This window comes from Companilactobacillus zhachilii (assembly GCF_003606365.2).
Taxonomy (GTDB): domain Bacteria; phylum Bacillota; class Bacilli; order Lactobacillales; family Lactobacillaceae; genus Companilactobacillus; species Companilactobacillus zhachilii.
In genome coordinates this window covers 1725092-1743700 of the sequence record NZ_CP031933.2, presented here as the reverse complement: position 1 = coordinate 1743700, position 18609 = coordinate 1725092, and the positions used below count along the sequence as shown (strand labels likewise).

At 37.3% G+C, this 18609-nt stretch carries 23 protein-coding genes; 19 read left to right on the top strand and 4 right to left on the bottom strand.

Annotation, left to right across the window (positions count from 1 at the left end; genetic code table 11):
* Nucleotides 1-77: 77 nt before the first annotated feature.
* The 17 genes from atpB (at nt 78) to D1B17_RS07835 (ending at nt 13077) form a co-directional block, all read left to right on the top strand.
* The gene (gene atpB / locus D1B17_RS07915; protein ID WP_120142206.1) at nt 78-788 is read left to right on the top strand and encodes a F0F1 ATP synthase subunit A; all 711 of its coding nucleotides are present in this window, start codon (nt 78-80) and stop codon (nt 786-788) included.
* 23 nt (nt 789-811) lie between these two features.
* Nucleotides 812-1024, top strand: a complete 213-nt coding sequence (atpE, locus tag D1B17_RS07910; RefSeq protein WP_010020175.1) for a F0F1 ATP synthase subunit C — start codon at nt 812-814, stop codon at nt 1022-1024.
* An 81-nt stretch (nt 1025-1105) separates the two neighbouring features.
* The gene (atpF, locus tag D1B17_RS07905; RefSeq protein WP_420022532.1) at nt 1106-1627 is read left to right on the top strand and encodes a F0F1 ATP synthase subunit B; all 522 of its coding nucleotides are present in this window, start codon (nt 1106-1108) and stop codon (nt 1625-1627) included.
* Nucleotides 1614-2162 carry an ATP synthase F1 subunit delta gene (gene atpH / locus D1B17_RS07900; protein WP_120142207.1) on the top strand — a complete coding sequence of 183 codons (549 nt, stop codon included), beginning with the start codon at nt 1614-1616 and terminating at the stop codon, nt 2160-2162. Before atpF ends, atpH begins: the two co-directional genes overlap by 14 nt.
* A gap of 15 nt (nt 2163-2177) precedes the next feature.
* Entirely contained in the window at nt 2178-3725 is a 1548-nt protein-coding gene (gene atpA, locus D1B17_RS07895) for a F0F1 ATP synthase subunit alpha (RefSeq protein ID WP_120142208.1), read from the top strand.
* A 17-nt stretch (nt 3726-3742) separates the two neighbouring features.
* Nucleotides 3743-4660 (top strand): F0F1 ATP synthase subunit gamma, encoded by a 918-nt coding sequence (locus tag D1B17_RS07890; protein WP_120142209.1) that lies wholly within the window; start codon nt 3743-3745, stop codon nt 4658-4660.
* Nucleotides 4661-4680: 20 nt separating this feature from the next.
* Nucleotides 4681-6132 carry a F0F1 ATP synthase subunit beta gene (gene atpD, locus D1B17_RS07885; protein WP_120142210.1) on the top strand — a complete coding sequence of 484 codons (1452 nt, stop codon included), beginning with the start codon at nt 4681-4683 and terminating at the stop codon, nt 6130-6132.
* A gap of 17 nt (nt 6133-6149) precedes the next feature.
* Entirely contained in the window at nt 6150-6581 is a 432-nt protein-coding gene (locus D1B17_RS07880; protein WP_120142211.1) for a F0F1 ATP synthase subunit epsilon, read from the top strand.
* Between the two features lie 621 nt (nt 6582-7202).
* Nucleotides 7203-7436: a DUF1146 family protein gene (locus tag D1B17_RS07875; RefSeq protein WP_120142212.1), complete on the top strand. Its 234-nt coding sequence runs from the start codon at nt 7203-7205 to the stop codon at nt 7434-7436.
* Between the two features lie 25 nt (nt 7437-7461).
* A complete protein-coding gene (gene murA, locus D1B17_RS07870; RefSeq protein ID WP_120142213.1) occupies nt 7462-8784 on the top strand; it encodes a UDP-N-acetylglucosamine 1-carboxyvinyltransferase in 1323 nt (440 codons plus the stop codon).
* Nucleotides 8785-8889: 105 nt separating this feature from the next.
* Nucleotides 8890-9879, top strand: coding sequence for a rod shape-determining protein (gene mreB / locus D1B17_RS07865; RefSeq protein ID WP_120142214.1), 990 nt, complete (start codon nt 8890-8892; stop codon nt 9877-9879).
* 8 nt (nt 9880-9887) lie between these two features.
* Entirely contained in the window at nt 9888-10070 is a 183-nt protein-coding gene (locus D1B17_RS07860) for a DNA-directed RNA polymerase subunit beta (RefSeq protein ID WP_057892682.1), read from the top strand.
* A gap of 4 nt (nt 10071-10074) precedes the next feature.
* Nucleotides 10075-10365, top strand: a complete 291-nt coding sequence (gene yidD / locus D1B17_RS07855) for a membrane protein insertion efficiency factor YidD (RefSeq protein ID WP_120142215.1) — start codon at nt 10075-10077, stop codon at nt 10363-10365.
* Between the two features lie 12 nt (nt 10366-10377).
* Entirely contained in the window at nt 10378-10599 is a 222-nt protein-coding gene (locus D1B17_RS07850; protein ID WP_057892684.1) for a DUF2969 family protein, read from the top strand.
* A gap of 12 nt (nt 10600-10611) precedes the next feature.
* The gene (locus D1B17_RS07845; protein ID WP_120142216.1) at nt 10612-11814 is read left to right on the top strand and encodes an FtsW/RodA/SpoVE family cell cycle protein; all 1203 of its coding nucleotides are present in this window, start codon (nt 10612-10614) and stop codon (nt 11812-11814) included.
* Between the two features lie 8 nt (nt 11815-11822).
* Complete coding sequence (locus D1B17_RS07840) at nt 11823-12116, top strand: glycine cleavage system H family protein (RefSeq protein ID WP_120142217.1); 294 nt, start codon at nt 11823-11825, stop codon at nt 12114-12116.
* A gap of 103 nt (nt 12117-12219) precedes the next feature.
* Nucleotides 12220-13077 carry a helix-turn-helix transcriptional regulator gene (locus tag D1B17_RS07835; protein WP_120142218.1) on the top strand — a complete coding sequence of 286 codons (858 nt, stop codon included), beginning with the start codon at nt 12220-12222 and terminating at the stop codon, nt 13075-13077.
* Between the two features lie 551 nt (nt 13078-13628).
* Here the strand turns inward: D1B17_RS07835 and D1B17_RS07830 are convergent.
* The 3 genes from D1B17_RS07830 to D1B17_RS07820 all read right to left on the bottom strand — a co-directional run bounded on the left by D1B17_RS07830 (nt 13629) and on the right by D1B17_RS07820 (nt 15762).
* Nucleotides 13629-14102, bottom strand: a complete 474-nt coding sequence (locus D1B17_RS07830) for a universal stress protein (protein ID WP_120142219.1) — start codon at nt 14100-14102, stop codon at nt 13629-13631.
* Between the two features lie 87 nt (nt 14103-14189).
* Entirely contained in the window at nt 14190-14468 is a 279-nt protein-coding gene (locus tag D1B17_RS07825) for a hypothetical protein (protein WP_120142220.1), read from the bottom strand.
* A complete protein-coding gene (locus D1B17_RS07820) occupies nt 14458-15762 on the bottom strand; it encodes a replication-associated recombination protein A (RefSeq protein WP_120142221.1) in 1305 nt (434 codons plus the stop codon). The genes D1B17_RS07825 and D1B17_RS07820 overlap by 11 nt, the downstream gene beginning before the upstream one ends.
* A 21-nt stretch (nt 15763-15783) precedes the next feature.
* Between D1B17_RS07820 and D1B17_RS07815 the strand changes: the two genes are divergently transcribed.
* Both D1B17_RS07815 and D1B17_RS07810 read left to right on the top strand, forming a co-directional pair.
* Complete coding sequence (locus D1B17_RS07815; RefSeq protein ID WP_240704389.1) at nt 15784-16410, top strand: DUF1054 family protein; 627 nt, start codon at nt 15784-15786, stop codon at nt 16408-16410.
* A gap of 50 nt (nt 16411-16460) precedes the next feature.
* Nucleotides 16461-16667, top strand: coding sequence for a hypothetical protein (locus D1B17_RS07810; RefSeq protein ID WP_137432118.1), 207 nt, complete (start codon nt 16461-16463; stop codon nt 16665-16667).
* A 590-nt stretch (nt 16668-17257) separates the two neighbouring features.
* Here D1B17_RS07810 and rpsD read toward each other — a convergent pair.
* Nucleotides 17258-17869, bottom strand: coding sequence for a 30S ribosomal protein S4 (rpsD, locus tag D1B17_RS07805; protein WP_120142224.1), 612 nt, complete (start codon nt 17867-17869; stop codon nt 17258-17260).
* Nucleotides 17870-18609 lie beyond the last annotated feature (740 nt).

Below are 18609 nucleotides of genomic sequence, written 5' to 3'. Positions count from 1 at the left end.
GTTTGAATATATAAAATTTAGTGTTATTATTTTGTGGTATCAATTGTTTTCAATAAGCGAAGAAAGGAGGGTTATTATTGGATGATAAGTATAAGTTTGTTGAATTCTTAGGCTTAAGATTCAATGTTGCAAATGACTTGTCAGTTCTAGTCTCTGCAGTCCTTGTTTTCATTTTGGTGTTTGCATTATCTCGTAAAGTCACAATGAGACCAGGCAAAGCACAGAATGTACTCGAATGGATGATTGATTTTACAAACGGTATTGTAAAATCGGCAATGCCAGACGGTTCAGGTAAACAATTCAATCTTTATGCGTTTGTATTATTCCTATTTATCTTTGTCTCTAACCAATTAGGATTATTCTTCCAAGTAAAGGTTGGCGGTTTCACATATGTTAAGTCACCAACGTCTAATCCCTTGATCACAATGGGACTTGCGACAGTCTCACTTTTGATTTCTCACTACTATGCAGTGAAGAAATTTGGATTCGGTGGTTATTTATCCAATTATGCGAGACCGGTAAAGTTTTTGCTACCAATTAACCTTCTGGAAGAATTTACCAACTTCCTAACATTGTCACTACGTCTTTACGGTAATATATTTGCCGGTGAAGTACTTCTTGCACTTATTGGAACTGTTGCGAAGAGTCTTGGCGCTGTGACATTTGTTGCAGCTATGCCATTAGCGATGGTATGGCAAGGCTTTTCTGTATTTATTGGAGCCATCCAAGCGTATGTATTTACCACATTATCAATGGTATATATTTCACGTAAACTGGAACAAGAATAACATTTATTGGAGGATTTTAAATTATGAAGGATATTGCGGCAGCTCTTGCAGCTGGTATCGCTGCTCTTGGAGCATCAATCGGTAACGGACTTGTTATTTCTAAAACTCTTGAAGGAATGGCCCGTCAACCAGAAGTAGCTGATAAGTTAAGAGGAACAATGTTCATCGGTGTTGGTCTTATCGAAGCTGTTCCTATCATTGCCATTGCTATTGCGTTCGTTATTCTTTTCGTTTAATACATACAACCAAAAATTTGGCGATATAAAATAATCGCCTTTTTATGTTTTATGTACTTATTAGAAAGGAAGGAGTGAAGAATATTGGCAGGTTTATTAGTTCTCGGAGCTAATCAAGTAGCTTTGGGTGACATGCTTTTCATTCTTGTTTCTTTCATCGTTTTAGCACTGTTAGTGAAGCATTTTGCTTGGGGTCCTGTAACAAAGATGATGGATGCCAGATCTGAAAAGATTACTGGTGATCTTGATTATGCGGATCAGGAACGCACACGTGCTGAAAAGTTGGCAAAAGAACGTGAAGATGCTCTTAAGAATTCACGTGCTGAAGCAGTGGAAATTGTTAATAAAGCTAAGGAAAGCGGTGAGACTCAAAAGAAGTCTATCGTATCCGATGCTCATAGCGAAGCTGAAGAATTAAGACAAAGAGCAAAATCTGATGCAGCTAAAGCTAGAGAAGATGCTATGGCAGGCGCACAAAATGACATAGCAAACTTGTCTTTGGAAATTGCTTCTAAAGTTATTTCTAAGGAGCTTAATGCAGACGATCAGAAGTCACTAATCGACTCTTACATTAAGGAGTTGACGGTAAATGAAACTAAGTAACATTCAAGTGGGAAAGCGTTATAGTAAGGCACTTTACGAAGTTGCCACAGAACAAAACTCTGTAGAAGAAATGCTTGAAGATTTAAAATCTTTAAAACAAGTCTATGAAGAAAATCCTAGCTTGAGCTTTGCTCTTGCAGGACGTTCTATTTCTCGCACTGAAAAACTTAAAGTTTTGGATACTTTGAAGAGCCAATTTGGCGAATTAATGCAAGATTTCTTAGGTTTAGTTTTTGATAATAATCGTATGGACTGTATTGTGGAAATTGCTGATGCTTTCATTGAAAAATATGATGAGAAGAATGCAATTGTTGAAGCTACAGTTACTACTACGATTGACTTAGACGAAGATCAAGCTAAGAAACTTGAGTCAGTGATCCAACAAAGATTTTCAGTAAATAAAGTAAATTTAACGAAAATAGTTGATCCATCTATCATCGGTGGCGTTATAATCCGAGTAGGAGATCAAGTTGTCGATGGTAGTGTTGTTAAGAGATTTAATGACATTAAGAAGACGCTATTGGTTAATAATTAAGTCGAGGTGAAAAGAATGAGCATCAAAACTGAAGAGATTAGTTCGCTGATCAAAGAGCAGTTAAAGAACTATAAAAATGAACTCTCAGTTGATGAAGTAGGTACAGTTACATACGTCGGTGATGGTATTGCTCGTGCTAATGGCCTTGAAAATGCTATGGCAAGTGAATTGCTAGAATTCGAAGACGGTACTTTTGGTGTGGCTCAAAACCTTGAAAGTGATGATGTTGGTATCATCATTTTAGGTAATTACGATCAAATTCGTGAAGGCGATACTGTTAAGAGAACAGGTCGTATCATGGAAGTTCCAGTCGGAGATGCAATGATTGGACGTGTCGTAAATTCTTTGGGTCAACCAGTAGACGGTCTTGGAGAAATCAAGACTGACAAAACACGACCTATTGAATCACCTGCACCCGGTGTTATGCAACGTAAGTCAGTTTTCGAACCTTTACAAACAGGTTTGAAATCAGTTGACTCTCTTGTTCCTATTGGTCGTGGTCAACGTGAGTTGATCATTGGTGACCGTAAAACTGGTAAAACATCAATCGCTATTGATACAATTCTAAATCAAAAAGATGAAGACATGATTTGTATCTATGTCGCTATTGGACAAAAGGAATCAACTATCAGAGCACAAGTTGAAACTTTGAGAAAACATGGCGCTATGGATTACACAATCGTTGTCGAAGCTGGTCCTAGTCAACCAGCCCCAATGCTATATTTTGCACCATATGCTGGTGCTGCAATGGGTGAATACTTCATGTATAACGGCAAGCATGTTTTGATCGTCTATGATGATTTAAGCAAGCAAGCTAATGCTTATCGTGAAATTTCGCTATTGCTTCGTAGACCACCTGGGCGTGAAGCATATCCTGGTGATGTTTTCTACTTGCATTCACGTTTGCTAGAACGTGCTGCTAAGTTGAGTGACGATTTAGGTGGTGGTTCAATGACCGCTCTACCTATCGTTGAAACACAAGCCGGTGATGTGTCAGCCTATATTCCAACTAACGTTATTTCTATCACTGATGGACAGATTTTCTTGAGTAGTGATATGTTCCACTCAGGTACACGTCCAGCTATTGATGCTGGTACATCTGTTTCTCGTGTTGGTGGGGATGCCCAAATTAAGGCTATGAAGAAAGTTGCTGGTACTTTGCGTCTAGATCTTTCTTCATATCATGAATTGGAATCATTCGCTCAATTTGGATCTGACCTTGATGAAGCAACAAAGGCAAAACTAGATCGTGGTCGTCGTACAGAAGAAGTTCTAAAACAACCTGTACACTCACCAGTTCCTGTTCAAAAACAAGTTTTGATTTTGTTTGCTTTGACAAGAGGATTCCTAGATAAAATCGATGTTGAAAACATTAAAGAATATGAAGCTTCACTTTCTGAATATTTCGATGCAAATCATTCAGATCTTTTACAAACAATCAAAGATAAAGGTACATTACCTGATGAGGATAAGTTTAAGGCTGCTGTAAAAGAATTTACAGAGAACTTCTTAGCTTCTAAGTCAGGCAGTGCTGATAATTCAGATAGTAAGCAAGCAAACTAATACAGGAGGTTTAAATAATGGCTGAGTCCCTTATGGATATTAAAAGAAGAATTTCTTCTACTAAGAAAACCGGTCAAATTACAAGAGCCATGCAAATGGTCTCTGGTGCTAAACTCTCTCGTATTGAAAAGAAATCTATTGCTTATCAATTGTATGCAAAAAAGGTTGAAGATATTGTTAGACATTTAACAGCGGCCGATGTGTTCAAAGAATTGTCAATTGCTGATGATTCCACTGATCCGCTAAGTTTGAACAGTCTTCTAAAAGTTCGTGAAGTCAAAAAGACTGCCTATGTTGTTATTACATCAGACCGTGGTCTTGTTGGTGGATATAACAGTAATATCTTGAAAGCTATGATGGATCTTTTCCAAAAGAAATATAATGGCGACAAGAGTAAATTTACTATTATTTCCTTAGGTGCTACTGGAACAGAATTCTTTAAAGCACGTGGCTTTGACGTTTCTTACGAATACCGTGGTTTACCAGATATTCCAACAGTTAAAGATATCACTCCAATCATGAAGACAATTTTGCAAATGTATCAAGCAGAGTTGTTTGATGAAATTGATATTTGTCATAATCATCACGTCAATTCATTGGTTTCTAACTTTACAACAGATAAGTTATTGCCATTGACAGAACCTGATGATGTTACTGCTGAAGAACAACAAGTTGCTACTGAATACATCACAGAACCAAACCCTAAAGCAGTTTTATCTGCAATTGTGCCTCAATATATTGAGTGTTTAGTTTTAGGAGCAATGATGGATGCAAAAACAGCAGAGCATGCTGCTTCTGTAACAGCTATGAAGAGTGCGACTGATAATGCTGACGACCTTATTTCAAGTTTGTCATTGCATTATAACCGTGCTCGTCAAGCTCAAATTACTACAGAAATCACTGAAATCATCGGTGGTGCTGCTGCACTTGAATAGTTTAGAAAGGAGCCAAATTAATGAGTAGCAAAGGTAAAGTTATTCAGGTAATCGGTCCGGTTGTCGATGTTGAGTTTTCATTAGATGAAGACTTACCAGAAATTAACGATGCGCTAAAAGTTAAGAAAAACGACGGATCTGATATTACCCTTGAAGTTGCCCTAGAATTAGGTGATGGCGCCTTGCGTGCTATTTCCATGAGTTCTACCGATGGACTTCAAAGAGGTGCTGAAGTTATTAACACTGAAGGTCCTATCTCTGTACCAGTTGGTAAAGAGACTTTGGGTCGTGTGTTTAACGTTTTAGGTGAATCAATCGATGGAGGAAAGGCATTTCCTGCTGACTTCCCAAGAAACAGTATTCACCGTCAAGCACCTGCTTATGATCAATTAAATACATCAACTGAAATTCTTGAAACAGGTATCAAAGTTATCGACCTTCTCGAACCTTACGTTCGTGGTGGTAAAGTTGGTTTGTTCGGTGGTGCCGGTGTTGGTAAAACCGTTCTGATTCAAGAGTTAATCCATAATATCGCCGAAGAGCATGGTGGTATTTCAGTATTTACTGGTGTTGGTGAAAGAACACGTGAAGGTAATGACCTTTATTATGAAATGAAGGAATCTGGTGTTCTTGCTAAAACAGCCATGGTTTATGGTCAAATGAACGAATCACCTGGTGCTCGTATGCGTGTTGCCTTAACAGGTTTGACAATTGCTGAGTACTTCCGTGATGTTGAAGGTCAAGATGTGCTATTGTTCATCGATAACATCTTTAGATTTACACAAGCTGGTTCAGAAGTTTCTGCCTTGCTTGGTCGTATGCCTTCAGCCGTTGGTTATCAACCAACATTGGCTACAGAAATGGGTCAATTGCAAGAAAGAATCACTTCAACAAAGAAGGGTTCAATCACTTCAATTCAAGCCGTTTATGTTCCTGCCGATGATTATACTGACCCTGCTCCTGCTACAACTTTTGCCCATTTGGATGCAACAACTAACTTGGAACGTAAGTTGACACAACAAGGTATTTATCCAGCCGTTGATCCACTTGCTTCATCATCATCAGCCCTTGATCCAGATATTATTGGACAAGAACACTATGATGTTGCTACAGAGGTTCAAGAGGTTCTTCAAAGATATCACGAACTACAAGATATTATTTCTATCTTGGGTATGGACGAATTGTCTGATGAAGAAAAGACTGTCGTTGCCCGTGCAAGACGTATTCAATTCTTCTTGTCACAAAACTTCAGTGTTGCTGAACAATTTACTGGTGTGCCAGGTTCATATGTTCCTGTTGCAGAAACAGTTAAAGATTTCCGTGCTATCTTAGATGGTAAATACGATGATATTCCTGAAGATGCCTTCAACGGTGTTGGTGGTATCAAGGATGTTATTGCTAAAGCCAAGAAGATGGGCTGGGAACCAGCTGATGGACAAGATGAAAATACTGAACAAGCTGTTGCCAATTAAGGATAGGAGGAGATAATATGGCTGAAAATATTATGACGGTCAATATTGTTACTCCCGATGGTGTTGTTTATGATCATCATGCAAAACTCGTTGTGTTGAGTACCATTGATGGTGAAATTGGTGTCATGGCTCACCATGCTCCAATCATTGCCCCATTGGTCATTGATGAAGTTCGTGTCCGTCGTGTGGACAAACCTCACCATGAAGACTCAATTGCTGTAAATGGCGGGTTCTTGGAGTTTAGCAATGATCTAGTTTCAATCGTCGCTAATAGTGCCGAAAGAGCTAGAGACATTGATTTAAGACGTGCAGAGTATGCTAAGCAAAGAGCTGAACAAACTATCAAAGTTGCGGAAGAGAAACACAACGTTGATGAGTTGGCTCGTGCTCAGGTATCCTTGCGTAAAGCTGTAAACAGAATTAACGTAAGTTCACATCGAAACGTATAATAATTAAGAAGACTAGGGAGACCTAGGCTTCTTTTTTTATGCCGCTTGCTGGAATGAGAATGTTTTCCTGCCATGGGACCGGCTCGAGCCAAGGTCTCGAACCTCGATTTTGAGCTTTGCCCAGACCGCAAATCTCAAAATACGTCCTTGTAGTAAGAGCTGAAGCTCTAACTACAATTTCACGGCAGAAAAACATTCTCATTCCCTCCAGCTAGTATATTTTATGATGTGTTGAGTTGAATTATTATGCTACATGGTAAATGTATTGTTGAGTACTTAGGATTCAAAACATGCCGTATATTTTGTTAATCTGGCCATTATTGATGGAAGAGTACTGACTAAACGGTAATACTCCAATTCGTTCAAAAATTATAAACTAGCCGGAAAGAGCAAGCAATTTAGCTCTCTGTGAAGGTGGCGTACACCACGGGACGACTTTTGAAATTCGCGTACCTTGCGAAGTTCAAAATCGAGATTCGAGACCGCCTTTCGGCTCGAATCGGTCCCCACAGCGAACTAAATTGCTTGCTCTTGGAGGCGGCATACTTAATTTAACAATCAAAGAATCTCCAGCGAATTTCTTAAGAAAATGTTATTATTTAGAAAAGAGAGGTTTATAAAATGATAAATGTTGGAATAAATGCGATAATAGCCCTTATAAGTCATGTTATATTTATTTGGCTAAGTTTTAATTTATTGCAAGTGGTAGATTGGAAAAAGATATATAACAAAACCAATCCTAAAATGTTACAATTACTTGTAGCGTTTATTGCAATCGCTCTTGGTTATACAGTAAGCTCTTTTTTTATGAGCATTTTCAGTCTATCTCAAAATATAGCCTTGCTTTTTAAATGATTCCAGGTTTTTGGAGGAGAATATTGTGCAACAAATAATCGTAAATGGACCTACGCAATTAAAGGGAACAGTTAGAGTTGAAGGTGCTAAAAATGCCGCTCTACCAATTTTGGCAACGACAATTTTAGCATCTGAGGGTAAGACCTTATTAACGAATATCCCTCCGTTATCAGATGTAATTACTATGTCGAAAGTTTTAAGGGCTTTAAATGCCGATGTTTCATATAATGAAGTGGATGAAGTGTTAACTGTTGATACAAGTAAGGGAACAGAAACAACTGCTCCTGAAGATCTAGTTGATAAGATGCGTGCCTCAATCGTTGTTTTAGGACCACTCTTGGCCCGTAACAAAGAGGCTCACGTTGCAATGCCCGGTGGTTGTGCTATTGGATCAAGACCAATTGATCTTCATATCAAGGGTCTAGAAGCTATGGGTGCAAAATTCAGTCAAAATGGCGGTTTTATTGATGCTGAGACTGAAGGTTTGCATGGTGCTAATATTTACTTGGATTTCCCAAGTGTTGGTGCAACACAAAATATTATGATGGCAGCAACTTTGGCAGATGGTGAAACTGTCATTGATAATGCCGCTAGAGAACCTGAAATTGTCGACCTTGCTAATGTTTTAAGTAAGATGGGTGCTGATGTTACTGGTGCGGGTACTAATACTATTCGTATCAATGGTGTTGAAAAGCTCCATGGCTGTGAACACTCAATCATGCAAGATCGTATTGAAGCCGGTACCTTTATGGTGGCCGCTGCTGTTACTAATGGTGACATCTTTATTAAGGATGCCGTTGCTGCTCACAATCGTCCTTTGATTTCAAAATTAATTGAAATGGGCGTTAAGATTGACGAAACGGATGAAGGTATTCGTGTTATTGGAACTAATCAACTAAAACCAGTTGACGTTAAAACGTTGCCATATCCAGGTTTCCCAACAGATATGCAGGCACAAATGACATTGATTCAACTGTTGAGTGTCGGTACAACTGTTATGACAGAAACAGTTTTCGAAAATCGTTTCATGCACTTCCCAGAATTGGGTAAGATGAAAGCCGATTATAAGATCGAAGGTAATTCAGTTATTATGTTTGGTCCAGCTCAATTAAGTGGTGCTAATGTTGCTGCTACTGATTTGCGTGCTGCTGCAGCACTTGTTTTAGCAGGATTAGTCGCTGAAGGTGAGACTCGTGTGTCAAATCTTCAATATTTGGATCGTGGATATTATCATTTCACTGAAAAGTTAAGAAAATTAGGTGCTAAAATCAGACGTGTTTCTGTTGATGAAGCAGGTCGTGAAACTTTAGTATTAAATACAGTATCAAGCGCTATAAAATTGGCTTAATATTAGCTTAGGAAAGTGGAATTTCCACTTTCTTTTTTTATTGGCAATTTAATGATTAAGCTGGTTATGATATACTTTTTGTGTTTAAGTCTTGGAGGATATAGTATGTCGAAATATCTAGGAATTGATTTGGGTACAGCAAATGTACTTATAGATGTCAAAGGTGAAGGTATTGTTTTGAACGAACCTTCCGTTGTGGCAATTAATACAAATAATAATGATGTAGTCGCTGTTGGTAAGGATGCTTATATGATGGTTGGTAGAACACCAGCTAACATCAAGGCCATTCGTCCTTTGAAAGACGGAGTTATTGCCGACTTTGATATTACTGAAAAAATGCTTCAATATTTTATTGAAAAGTTGAACGTTGGCGGTCGCTTCTCCAAACCAACGATTATGATTTGTGCACCAACTAACGTAACTCCAGTTGAGCAAAAATCAATTATTGAAGCTGCTGAACAAGCTGGTGGTGGCAAGGTTTATCTGCAATTAGAGCCCAAAGTTGCCGCTGTTGGTGCTGGTTTAGATATCTTTAAGCCACAAGGTAACATGGTGATTGATATTGGTGGTGGTACAAGTGATATCGCTGTTATTTCAATGGGTGACATTGTCACAAGCCAATCATTACGTTTCGCTGGTGATAAGATGACCGGTGCCATTCAAGCATATATTAAGCAACATCATAGTTTGATCATTGGTGAAAGAACTGCTGAACAAATTAAGATGGAGATTGGTTGTGTTATGGATGCAGATGAAAGCAAGACTTTCTCTGCTAGTGGTATTGATATTGTTAGTGGTTTGCCAAAAGAAATCACAACAAATGAAGTTGAGATTCAAGATGCTTTGAAAGATGGCATAGAACAAATTGTTAACGCCGCTAAAAGCGTTTTGGAACAAACACCTCCAGAACTATCGGGTGATATTATCGATCGTGGTATCATGCTTACAGGTGGTGGAGCACTATTGAAGAACTTGGATAAATTATTGTCTGAGAAACTTCAAGTCCCTGTTTTACTAACTGACAGCCCATTGGATTCCGTTGCTTTAGGAACTGGTGTCTTGTTAGAAAATATTGAAAAACATAAAAAATACTAGGATGAAAAATGAAAAGAGACTTTGGTAAAGAATATCGTCGCGATATTTTCAAAAAGATAGGTTGGGTACTCTTGTTGATGCTAATTTTCTTAGTTTTGGGCATGTTGATAGGTTCGGCTTTAGGTGGTTCTAATCCACTAGCTGTATTGTGGCCAGGAACTTGGATGCATATGTTCGACTTTTTAAGGTAGCGATATGCTTAAGAAGATTTTAATTGGAATCGTTAGATTCTATCAAAAATTTATTTCTCCAGTATTGCCACCGAGTTGTCGTTACTACCCAACGTGTTCGACTTATTTTATTGATGCGGTCAAAAAACACGGTGGAATTTTGGGTGCCATTATGGGGATTGCACGTATTTTGCGTTGTAATCCCTTTGTCCGTGGTGGAGTAGATCCAGTCCCAGATAATTTCACGATTTTTCGTAATCCTCATCCGGAAGATTATGAAGATGAAATTATCGCAAAAAAATTTCATAACAAATAAAGGAAAGATTCAATGTCTAGCAGAAAAAGAGCAGTTGAAATTAAATTAAAAGATATTAGTAGTGATCCCGAAACATACGAATTATGGGATGGCAAGAAGTATGTAGGTACAATTAAAAAAGATGGTGAACGTTATCTTTCATATGTCGAAAGTAATGACACACCATTTAAATCTGTAAAGTTGGACGATGCAATTAATGAATTGCTAATGCAATATAATTTACATAATCATTAGCAGGTGTAAAACATGCAAATAAGAGAAAATAAGAGAAAGAATGATGTAGATTCAAGAATCGATTACGGCATTATTTTTTCAGTGATGATGCTGGCAATAATTGGCTTGATGTCGATTTATGTTGCAACGATTCAAGATTCTCAAAATCCATTAAAGAACGTTGTCTCGCAAGTTGCTTGGTATGTGATTGGAGCGGTGATTATTGCTGTAATCATGCAGTTTGATGCAGAGCAATTGTGGCAAGTGGCTAATTATGCATATTTTGCCGGGATAGCGTTGCTGTTTTTAGTTTTAATTTTTTATAGTCGTTCTTATGCGGCTAGTACCGGTGCAAAAAGTTGGTTTGCCATTGGTTCATTTACCTTTCAGCCATCAGAAGTAATGAAGCCGGCGTTTATTTTAATGCTGGGAAAAGTCATTACAAATCACAATAGTGAGTACCAGTCTCATACAATCAAAACCGATTTTATTTTACTTGGAAAGTTATTCTTGTGGACTGTTCCAGTTATGGTTTTGTTAAAACTTCAAAATGACTTTGGTACTATTTTGGTTTTCGTAGCTATCCTTGGTGGCATGATTTTAGTATCAGGAATTGATTGGCGAATCTTGTTAACTGGGTTCCTGATTGTTGCTATTATTGGAGGGACAGCTCTGTTATTTGCGACAACCGATTGGGGCCGTCAGATCCTGGGACACTTTGGATTTAGAGCTTACCAATTTTCACGGATTGATAGTTGGCTCAATCCTTCTGCTGATACGTCAGAAAATGGCTATCAGATTTGGCAGAATATGAAGGCCATTGGTTCAGGTAAGCTTTTTGGTAAAGGTTTTAATGTTTCCAATGTCTATGTTCCTGTTCGTGAGTCCGATATGATTTTCTCTGTTATCGGTGAGAATTTTGGATTTATCGGTTCATGTGTATTAATTTTGTTGTATTTCTTATTAATCTATCAAATGATTCAAGTTACTTTTGACACTAAAAATGAATTTTATGCCTATGTATCAACTGGTGTTATTATGATGATTTTGTTCCACGTTTTTGAAAATATTGGTATGAGTGTCGGTTTATTACCACTGACAGGTATCCCATTACCATTTATTTCACAAGGTGGTTCAGCCTTATTAGGTAACATGATTGGTATTGGCTTGATAATGTCAATGCGCTTCCATCATAAGAGTTATATGTTTGAAAATGGTACGTTTAAACAAAGGTAGGAATTATTATGAGTGATGAAAATTATTACTGGATTAAGAAAGGCGAGCATACAACTCGTATAGGTTTAACAAAAGAGGGTCAAGACGCTTTAGGTAATGTCAAATATGTCGAATTACCTGATATAGATTCTGATATCAAAAAAGGCGAGTCTAGCGGTGAGATTGAAGCTCAAAAGGCTGTGGTTGAGCTGGAATCACCAGTTAGTGGGAAAATTGTTAAGGTAAATGATAAATTAAATGATAATCCTGAATTATTAAATGGTACTGAAAAAGACGCATGGTTCTTTGAAGTAAATAATTAAATTTTTAAAATTTATCTTTTTATCGCTGCTTATTTCTTGCAACATTTTTTAATAACTGTTTAAATTATCCTTGGAATTAATAAATGAATGGGGATAGTTTAGAATGAAAATTTTAGGTGAAAAGATTCGCCATTACAGAAAACTCAGAGGCATTTCGCAATCTGAGTTGGCCGATGGCATATGTACACAGGCAACTGTCAGCCTGATTGAAAAAAAAGACAAGATTCCAAGTATGGAAATATTGGTTCGCATTTGTGAAAGACTGGGTATCACAATGAACCTCGTTATCGTCAATGACGATAGTCAAATTTATTCCATCATCAGTGACATTAAGAAGTCGTTCTATCAAGATGATTTTGATGGCATTAGCGATAAACTGGGTAAGCTTAAAAACATCAATGTCAATAACAAACAAGAAATCAAATTGATTCACTTCTTCAATGGTTTGATTGAATATGTCACAAGTAAAAATTATGACAAAGCCATCTTTGACTTTAACCGGGCTATGAACGTTAACATCGCTAACGTTGACATGTATGATATCTTAATCGATGTCTTTACAGCCAAAGCCTACATTAATAAGAAGTCAGTTGACGAGGCTAGAGTTTATTATAATCAAGCTAAAGACTTGATTAAGTCAAGCCTTGATAAGATTGGCGACGAAAATTATCACGATAGTATTTTGATCTATGCTAATATGGCTGATTTGTCATTGAAACTTGATGATAATCAAAAGGCAATTGAATATGCTAACGAAGGTATTTTCATCGCAAGAAAAGAACAAACACTTTTCAAGCTTGATGAAATGTACTGTTACTTAGCCGATGCTGGTACTCGTGAAGGTCAAAAGACCGATGAGGACTACATTAAAGCCTATGTGATTTCAAGCATCAGTGAGAATAAACCAGTTTTTGAAAAATTAAAAGCTAAAGTGAAAGATATGCATTTGAATATCTTTTAATAAAAAAACAATTTATTAATTTCCGTTTCTTAAAAAAGGATTGATTCTTCGGGGTTGATCCTTTTTTTGTTGCTTTTAGATATGCCGCCTCCAAGAGCAAGAAATTTAGGCCGCTATGGGGACCGGTTGGAGCCAAGGTCTCCAACCTCGATTTTGAACTTCGCAAGGTACGCGAATTTCAAAAGTCGTCCCGTGGTGTAAGTGCTAAAGCACTAACGCCACCTGCATAGCGACCTAAATTTCTTGCTCTTTCCGGCTAGTTTTTTTGATAGGAATTAATGATTAGTTGTTACCGTGCAATAAAATTCAGAATATACTTTTTAAAAGCATTAAATATATAAGCTAGTACAAGGCATGGTTAAATAATAAATTTCGATTGGTTCAAGGGACAACAATAGCTAGCTGCCATTTTGTTTTGTAATCGAATTAAATGATGAATTAGTTAGATAGGATAATCTTTTGCAACTCTGGAGAGGGTAATTTTAACCGAAAAAAATAGCGATAAGGAAATATCCCTATCGCTACTTTTAATGCCATTTATTTTACTAAAACTATTTTCTTGGTTTCTTAATTGTTTTGTTGTCAAGGTCAGTTCTTACGACTAGGACATCGCAAGCGGCTGTTCTTGTAACGTATTCAGTAACTGAACCAATTAATAATCTTTCCATCGCATTCAAACCTGTGGCACCGATCATGATCAAATCAACGCCTAACTTCTTAGGGAAGTCGGTTGCGATGATTGCTTTAGGTGCACCGTATTCGATGCTATAGTCGATATCTTCTAGTCCAGCTTCTTTAGCTGTTTTAACATAGCTCTTAACTGTTTCTTTGGCTTTTTCAGTGATTTGTTCAACCATTGTTGAGTCGAAGCTAGAAACGTTTTGAAAAGCTCTAGTATCAATAACGTGAACTAAATGAATGGCCGCTTTGTTTCTTTTAGCTACTTCAACTGCTTTCTTGAAAGCTAGCTCAGCCTCAAAAGAACCATCAATTGGTACGAGAATGTTTTTATATTGTTGTAACATAAGTATCACCCCGTTAATGTAATATTACTGCTTTTATATCTTCATTTTAGTTGATTCAGGCTAATAAATACAGTAATCAGTTAAGATTTAACGAATATTTGCTAAATAAATTGAAAAAGCTGCTGCAATTAAACTACCAAGCAACAAAGTTATAAAGTTGGCTTCCTTGCTACCTATGAAGGCAATGACAATTCCCATTATTGCGACTAAAATCAATAAACCGGCGGTAAAACGCATAACGTTTTTTAATGTGAGGTTTTCATCTGGCGAGTAAATGAGAAATTTTCCACTACTGTGACTCCAGAGAATGTAGGCAAGGGCTAATAAAAAAATAATAAAGAAGATCATTAAAACTTTAATTATCATAATTATTCTGACTCCGTTTTGAATTCATTTTCCATTCGTGTATTTGTTGCATTCGTAGATTCAAGGCTTGTTCATATTTGCCGGTATTATTTGGTTGGTAATATTTTTTATTAACTAAATTATTAGGCAAATATTGCTGATCAACCCAGGCGTTGGGATAATCATGAGGAAATTTATAACCGATACCATGACCTAACTTTTTAGCCCCTGAGTAATGTGCATCTTTAAGGTCATCAGGAATTGAATTAGCTTTTCCATTTCGAACATCATCTAAGGCACTGTCAATAGCGACCATGCCTGAATTAGACTTAGGACACAAGCAAAGGTCGATCACGGCATCGGCCAATGGTATTCGAGCTTCAGGTAGTCCTACCATTTGAGCCACTTGAGCAGCCTGTACCGCTCGGGCACAAGCTTGCGGATTAGCTAGACCGACGTCTTCGTACGCACAGACCATAAGCCGTCGAATTGCGGAGGTTAGGTCACCGGCTTCGAGTAGTCGGGCTAAATATAATAGGGCGGCGTCAGGGTCACTCCCACGTATCGATTTTTGAAAAGCTGACATGACATCATAGTGACTATCACCATCTTTATCAGAAGAAATAGCTTTTTTCTGAACTGATTCTTCAATCGATTGTAAATCAATGTGAATTGAACCATCTTTTTTGGGTTCGGTGGAAAGAACTGATAATTCTAAACCGTTGAGAATGCTTCTGAGATCACCATTAGTTGAACTAACTAGTAAATCTAGGGCATTTTCATCCAAGGTGACGTTGTACTTTCCTAGACCGTTCTCTTTGTCCTTTAAAGCACGCTTGACGGCCTTTTTTAAGTCATCACTCTCAAGAGGGTGTAATTCAAAAATTTGGACCCTTGAGCGAATTGCGGGGCTTATATTGATATATGGATTCTCAGTTGTTGCACCGATTAAAATAATTGAGCCGCTTTCAAGTAAAGGTAAAAGGAAGTCTTGTTTAGTCTTGTCGAGACGATGAATCTCATCAAGCATCAAAACGACCGTACCACTCATCTTGGCTTCGGCAGCAACAATTTGTAAATCTTTCTTGCTATCAGTTGCCGCATTTAACATTCTGAAAGCATATTTTGTACTACCAGCGATAGCACTAGCAATACTTGTCTTTCCGATCCCAGGAGGACCATAAAGTATCATTGAAGATAACATTTTTGCTTCAACCATGCGACGAATAATTTTATGAGGGCCAACAAGATGCTGTTGACCGACAACTTCGTCAATGTTAGTTGGACGCATTCGATATGCTAGTGGTTTTTGCATAGAACCTCCTATATAATTGATATGTATATTTTACAACAAAGGAATGAGAACATGTTTGATAAAAATGATTTTAAAATTTTTGAGGATATGACTCTACCTGGACGCCTTGAATTGATCAAAACTAACTTAGATCCAAAATTTGAAGAAATTGGTTCTGAGTTGATGCGACGTTTGGAGGAAGAATATCAACAACAGTTCTATATGAAAATTGCTAAACATCAGCGACGGACCAAGAATCCGCCGCCCGATACATGGTTAGCTATTAATCAAGATAAACGCGGTTATAAAAAGACCCCACATTTAGAATTAGGCTTGTGGCCCGACCGTTATTTTATTACGTTTAGTTTGTTGGCCGATATTAAAAATCGTTCTGGGTATTATCCACTCTTAAAAAATCACCAAAATACAATCATAACAGAGGACTGGAACGTGTCAAATGACCACACTTCAAGTGTGATGAAACCGGCAAATGATTTTCCAGAAGTAGTTGCTCATTATGAAAAAGTGAAGTCAAGTGATTTAGTAATCGGTTATGAGTTAAGAGCTGATGACCCGATTGTTCAAAAAGGTAATTATGATCAATTGTTGATTGATAAGTTTATGCAATTGAGTAAATTTCTAGTGTCATTTAATCAAGAAGTTGAATAATAATTATTTTAATGAGCTTTACCATTTATTTTCTAGATAAATTTATTATAATGAAAGTAAATATAGGGTTAGTCAAAGGGATGATCAAGATGAAATGGTATAAATCAGTTGAGTTTTGGATCGGAATATTAATAACAATGGCGTTTTTTGAACTATTCTTTATTCCTACATATGACATTATGTGGTGGGGTGCATTAGTTTCAACCATTGTGGGGATGATTCTAGTATTGAATGTAATTGGAAAATTAAAAATATAATCAAAAAGGTAGTATAACTATGCGTGGTGCTAGTTAAATATGCCACCTCCAAGAGCAAAAAAATTAGGTCGCTATGGGGACCGACAAAAGCCAAGGTCTTTTGTCTCGATTTTGAACCTCGCAAAGAACGCGAGTTTCAAAAGTCGTCCCGTGGTGTAATGGCTAAAGCCATAACGCCACCTACACAGCGACCTAATTTTTTTGCTCTTTCCGGCTAGTTCATTGTTTATTTTTGAATCAATATTAAATAACTTTAAGCGTTATTTTGCCATCGATGACTAGAATTATAGGATATAGAAATATGCTCTGAATCTTTTTTCTTTAAAAATTATTTCCATTCCATAGTCAAAAAACAACTAGTGTCACAAGTAGTATTACTAAATACGGTCAGCTTTCGAATATTAAAACGAACAAGACTAGTAATCCAACTTTTGGGTTGCTAGTCTTTAATTTTTGAGAAATAATCGTATAGCTTGAATGATGTGGTGAAAATTTTGTTACTGTTCAGTCAGTTATAAGTATATAGAGATTAAGAAAATGAGCGCAAAAAAAATACACCCACCAATAAGTGAATGTATTCTTCGCAAATATTAAAGAATTTGGTTGTAGTATTCAACGATCAATGATTCATCAATATTTGGTTCTAGTTCGTCACGTTCTGGGTTACGTACTAGTGAACCTGTCAATGTGTTGTCATCGAAAGTAACGAAACCAGGACGACCAACAACGTTTTCAAGGTTATCCTTAACAATAGCAAGGTCCTTTGACTTTTCACGAAGGCTGATCTTTTGACCAACTTTAACTTCGTATGAAGGGATATCAACACGTTTGCCATCAACTGTGATGTGACCGTGGTTTACAAGTTGACGAGCTTGTGGACGTGAACTTGCAAGACCTAAACGATAAACCATGTTATCCAATCTTGTTTCAAGAAGGATCATCAAGTTAATACCATGGATACCATCCATTTTACCGGCACGGTTAAATAGGTTACGGAATTGGCGTTCGTTAACGTCATACATGAAACGTAACTTTTGCTTTTCTGTTAATTGTTGACCGTATTCAGAAATCTTACGACGACCACCATTTGGACCATGTTGTCCTGGGGCATAGTTTCTACGAGCGATTTCCTTACCAGTACCTGAAAGTGAGATACCTAAACGACGTGATAATTTCCAACGTGGGCCTGTATATCTTGACATAAATAAATTCCTCCAAAATGTTTGTCTGGAGTAAAATAATTAACTAGAGCTTAGCATTCGTGCAGTTATCGTTACAGTCTTCACCTTGTGCAGCCACAGGTTACTAGTTGAACTAAATCGTCGATAACTGTTGACGTTCTTGCCGCTCTTTGCTGCATATTTTACACGAAGGCTAGTATACCGTGATGATGGACGAATGTCAAAGTTAATTTGTAGGTATTGTATACAACTTTAGTCAATATAGTGTTTGATAGCTCTGATTTGTTAGAGCAGAGTTAATGTTTTTTGCCAATAATGCGTGGTACAAATTAAATATGCAGCCTCCAAGAGCGACTAAAACTTCTTGCTCTTTCCGGCTAGTTTTTTTTTTGATTTTGAATCAATAATCAAAAATCAAATAGCTTCATATGTTACTAATAGTTAAAGAATTACATAATACAATAGTAAAAGAATCATCATAATGATACTAGTCGGAAGGATTGAGAAATGGTTGGTGGCCGTGAGAGTGGCGTTATGGCTTTAGCCATTACACCACCGGACGTGTTTGGAGACCCGCGCTTTTTGCGGGGCTTCAAACCGAGGTATGAGACCTTGGCTCATGCCGGTCCGCATGGCCACCGACCATTTCTCAATTCTGGAGACGGCATATTTCTAAACCAATAGTTTAAAACTTTATTATGAAAAGTAGACAGCGACAATAATAGGACTAATATTTGTTATAATTTCTTAAAGATAAGACT

Excerpts from the sequence above, each read along its gene's own strand:
- D1B17_RS07850 (WP_057892684.1), top strand. The coding sequence starts at position 10,378 with ATGTCTAGCAGAAAAAGAGCAGTTGAAATTAAATTAAAAGATATTAGT.
- yidD (WP_120142215.1), top strand. The coding sequence starts at position 10,075 with ATGCTTAAGAAGATTTTAATTGGAATCGTTAGATTCTATCAAAAATTT.
- D1B17_RS07840 (WP_120142217.1), top strand. The coding sequence starts at position 11,823 with ATGAGTGATGAAAATTATTACTGGATTAAGAAAGGCGAGCATACAACT.
- atpD (WP_120142210.1), top strand. The coding sequence starts at position 4,681 with ATGAGTAGCAAAGGTAAAGTTATTCAGGTAATCGGTCCGGTTGTCGAT.
- D1B17_RS07835 (WP_120142218.1), top strand. The coding sequence starts at position 12,220 with ATGAAAATTTTAGGTGAAAAGATTCGCCATTACAGAAAACTCAGAGGC.
- D1B17_RS07890 (WP_120142209.1), top strand. The coding sequence starts at position 3,743 with ATGGCTGAGTCCCTTATGGATATTAAAAGAAGAATTTCTTCTACTAAG.
- D1B17_RS07875 (WP_120142212.1), top strand. The coding sequence starts at position 7,203 with ATGATAAATGTTGGAATAAATGCGATAATAGCCCTTATAAGTCATGTT.
- D1B17_RS07845 (WP_120142216.1), top strand. The coding sequence starts at position 10,612 with ATGCAAATAAGAGAAAATAAGAGAAAGAATGATGTAGATTCAAGAATC.
- atpH (WP_120142207.1), top strand. The coding sequence starts at position 1,614 with ATGAAACTAAGTAACATTCAAGTGGGAAAGCGTTATAGTAAGGCACTT.
- D1B17_RS07880 (WP_120142211.1), top strand. The coding sequence starts at position 6,150 with ATGGCTGAAAATATTATGACGGTCAATATTGTTACTCCCGATGGTGTT.
- atpE (WP_010020175.1), top strand. The coding sequence starts at position 812 with ATGAAGGATATTGCGGCAGCTCTTGCAGCTGGTATCGCTGCTCTTGGA.
- D1B17_RS07830 (WP_120142219.1), bottom strand. The coding sequence starts at position 14,102 with ATGTTACAACAATATAAAAACATTCTCGTACCAATTGATGGTTCTTTT.
- D1B17_RS07860 (WP_057892682.1), top strand. The coding sequence starts at position 9,888 with ATGAAAAGAGACTTTGGTAAAGAATATCGTCGCGATATTTTCAAAAAG.
- D1B17_RS07815 (WP_240704389.1), top strand. The coding sequence starts at position 15,784 with ATGTATATTTTACAACAAAGGAATGAGAACATGTTTGATAAAAATGAT.
- D1B17_RS07825 (WP_120142220.1), bottom strand. The coding sequence starts at position 14,468 with ATGATAATTAAAGTTTTAATGATCTTCTTTATTATTTTTTTATTAGCC.
- mreB (WP_120142214.1), top strand. The coding sequence starts at position 8,890 with ATGTCGAAATATCTAGGAATTGATTTGGGTACAGCAAATGTACTTATA.
- rpsD (WP_120142224.1), bottom strand. The coding sequence starts at position 17,869 with ATGTCAAGATATACAGGCCCACGTTGGAAATTATCACGTCGTTTAGGT.
- D1B17_RS07810 (WP_137432118.1), top strand. The coding sequence starts at position 16,461 with ATGAAAGTAAATATAGGGTTAGTCAAAGGGATGATCAAGATGAAATGG.
- D1B17_RS07820 (WP_120142221.1), bottom strand. The coding sequence starts at position 15,762 with ATGCAAAAACCACTAGCATATCGAATGCGTCCAACTAACATTGACGAA.
- atpA (WP_120142208.1), top strand. The coding sequence starts at position 2,178 with ATGAGCATCAAAACTGAAGAGATTAGTTCGCTGATCAAAGAGCAGTTA.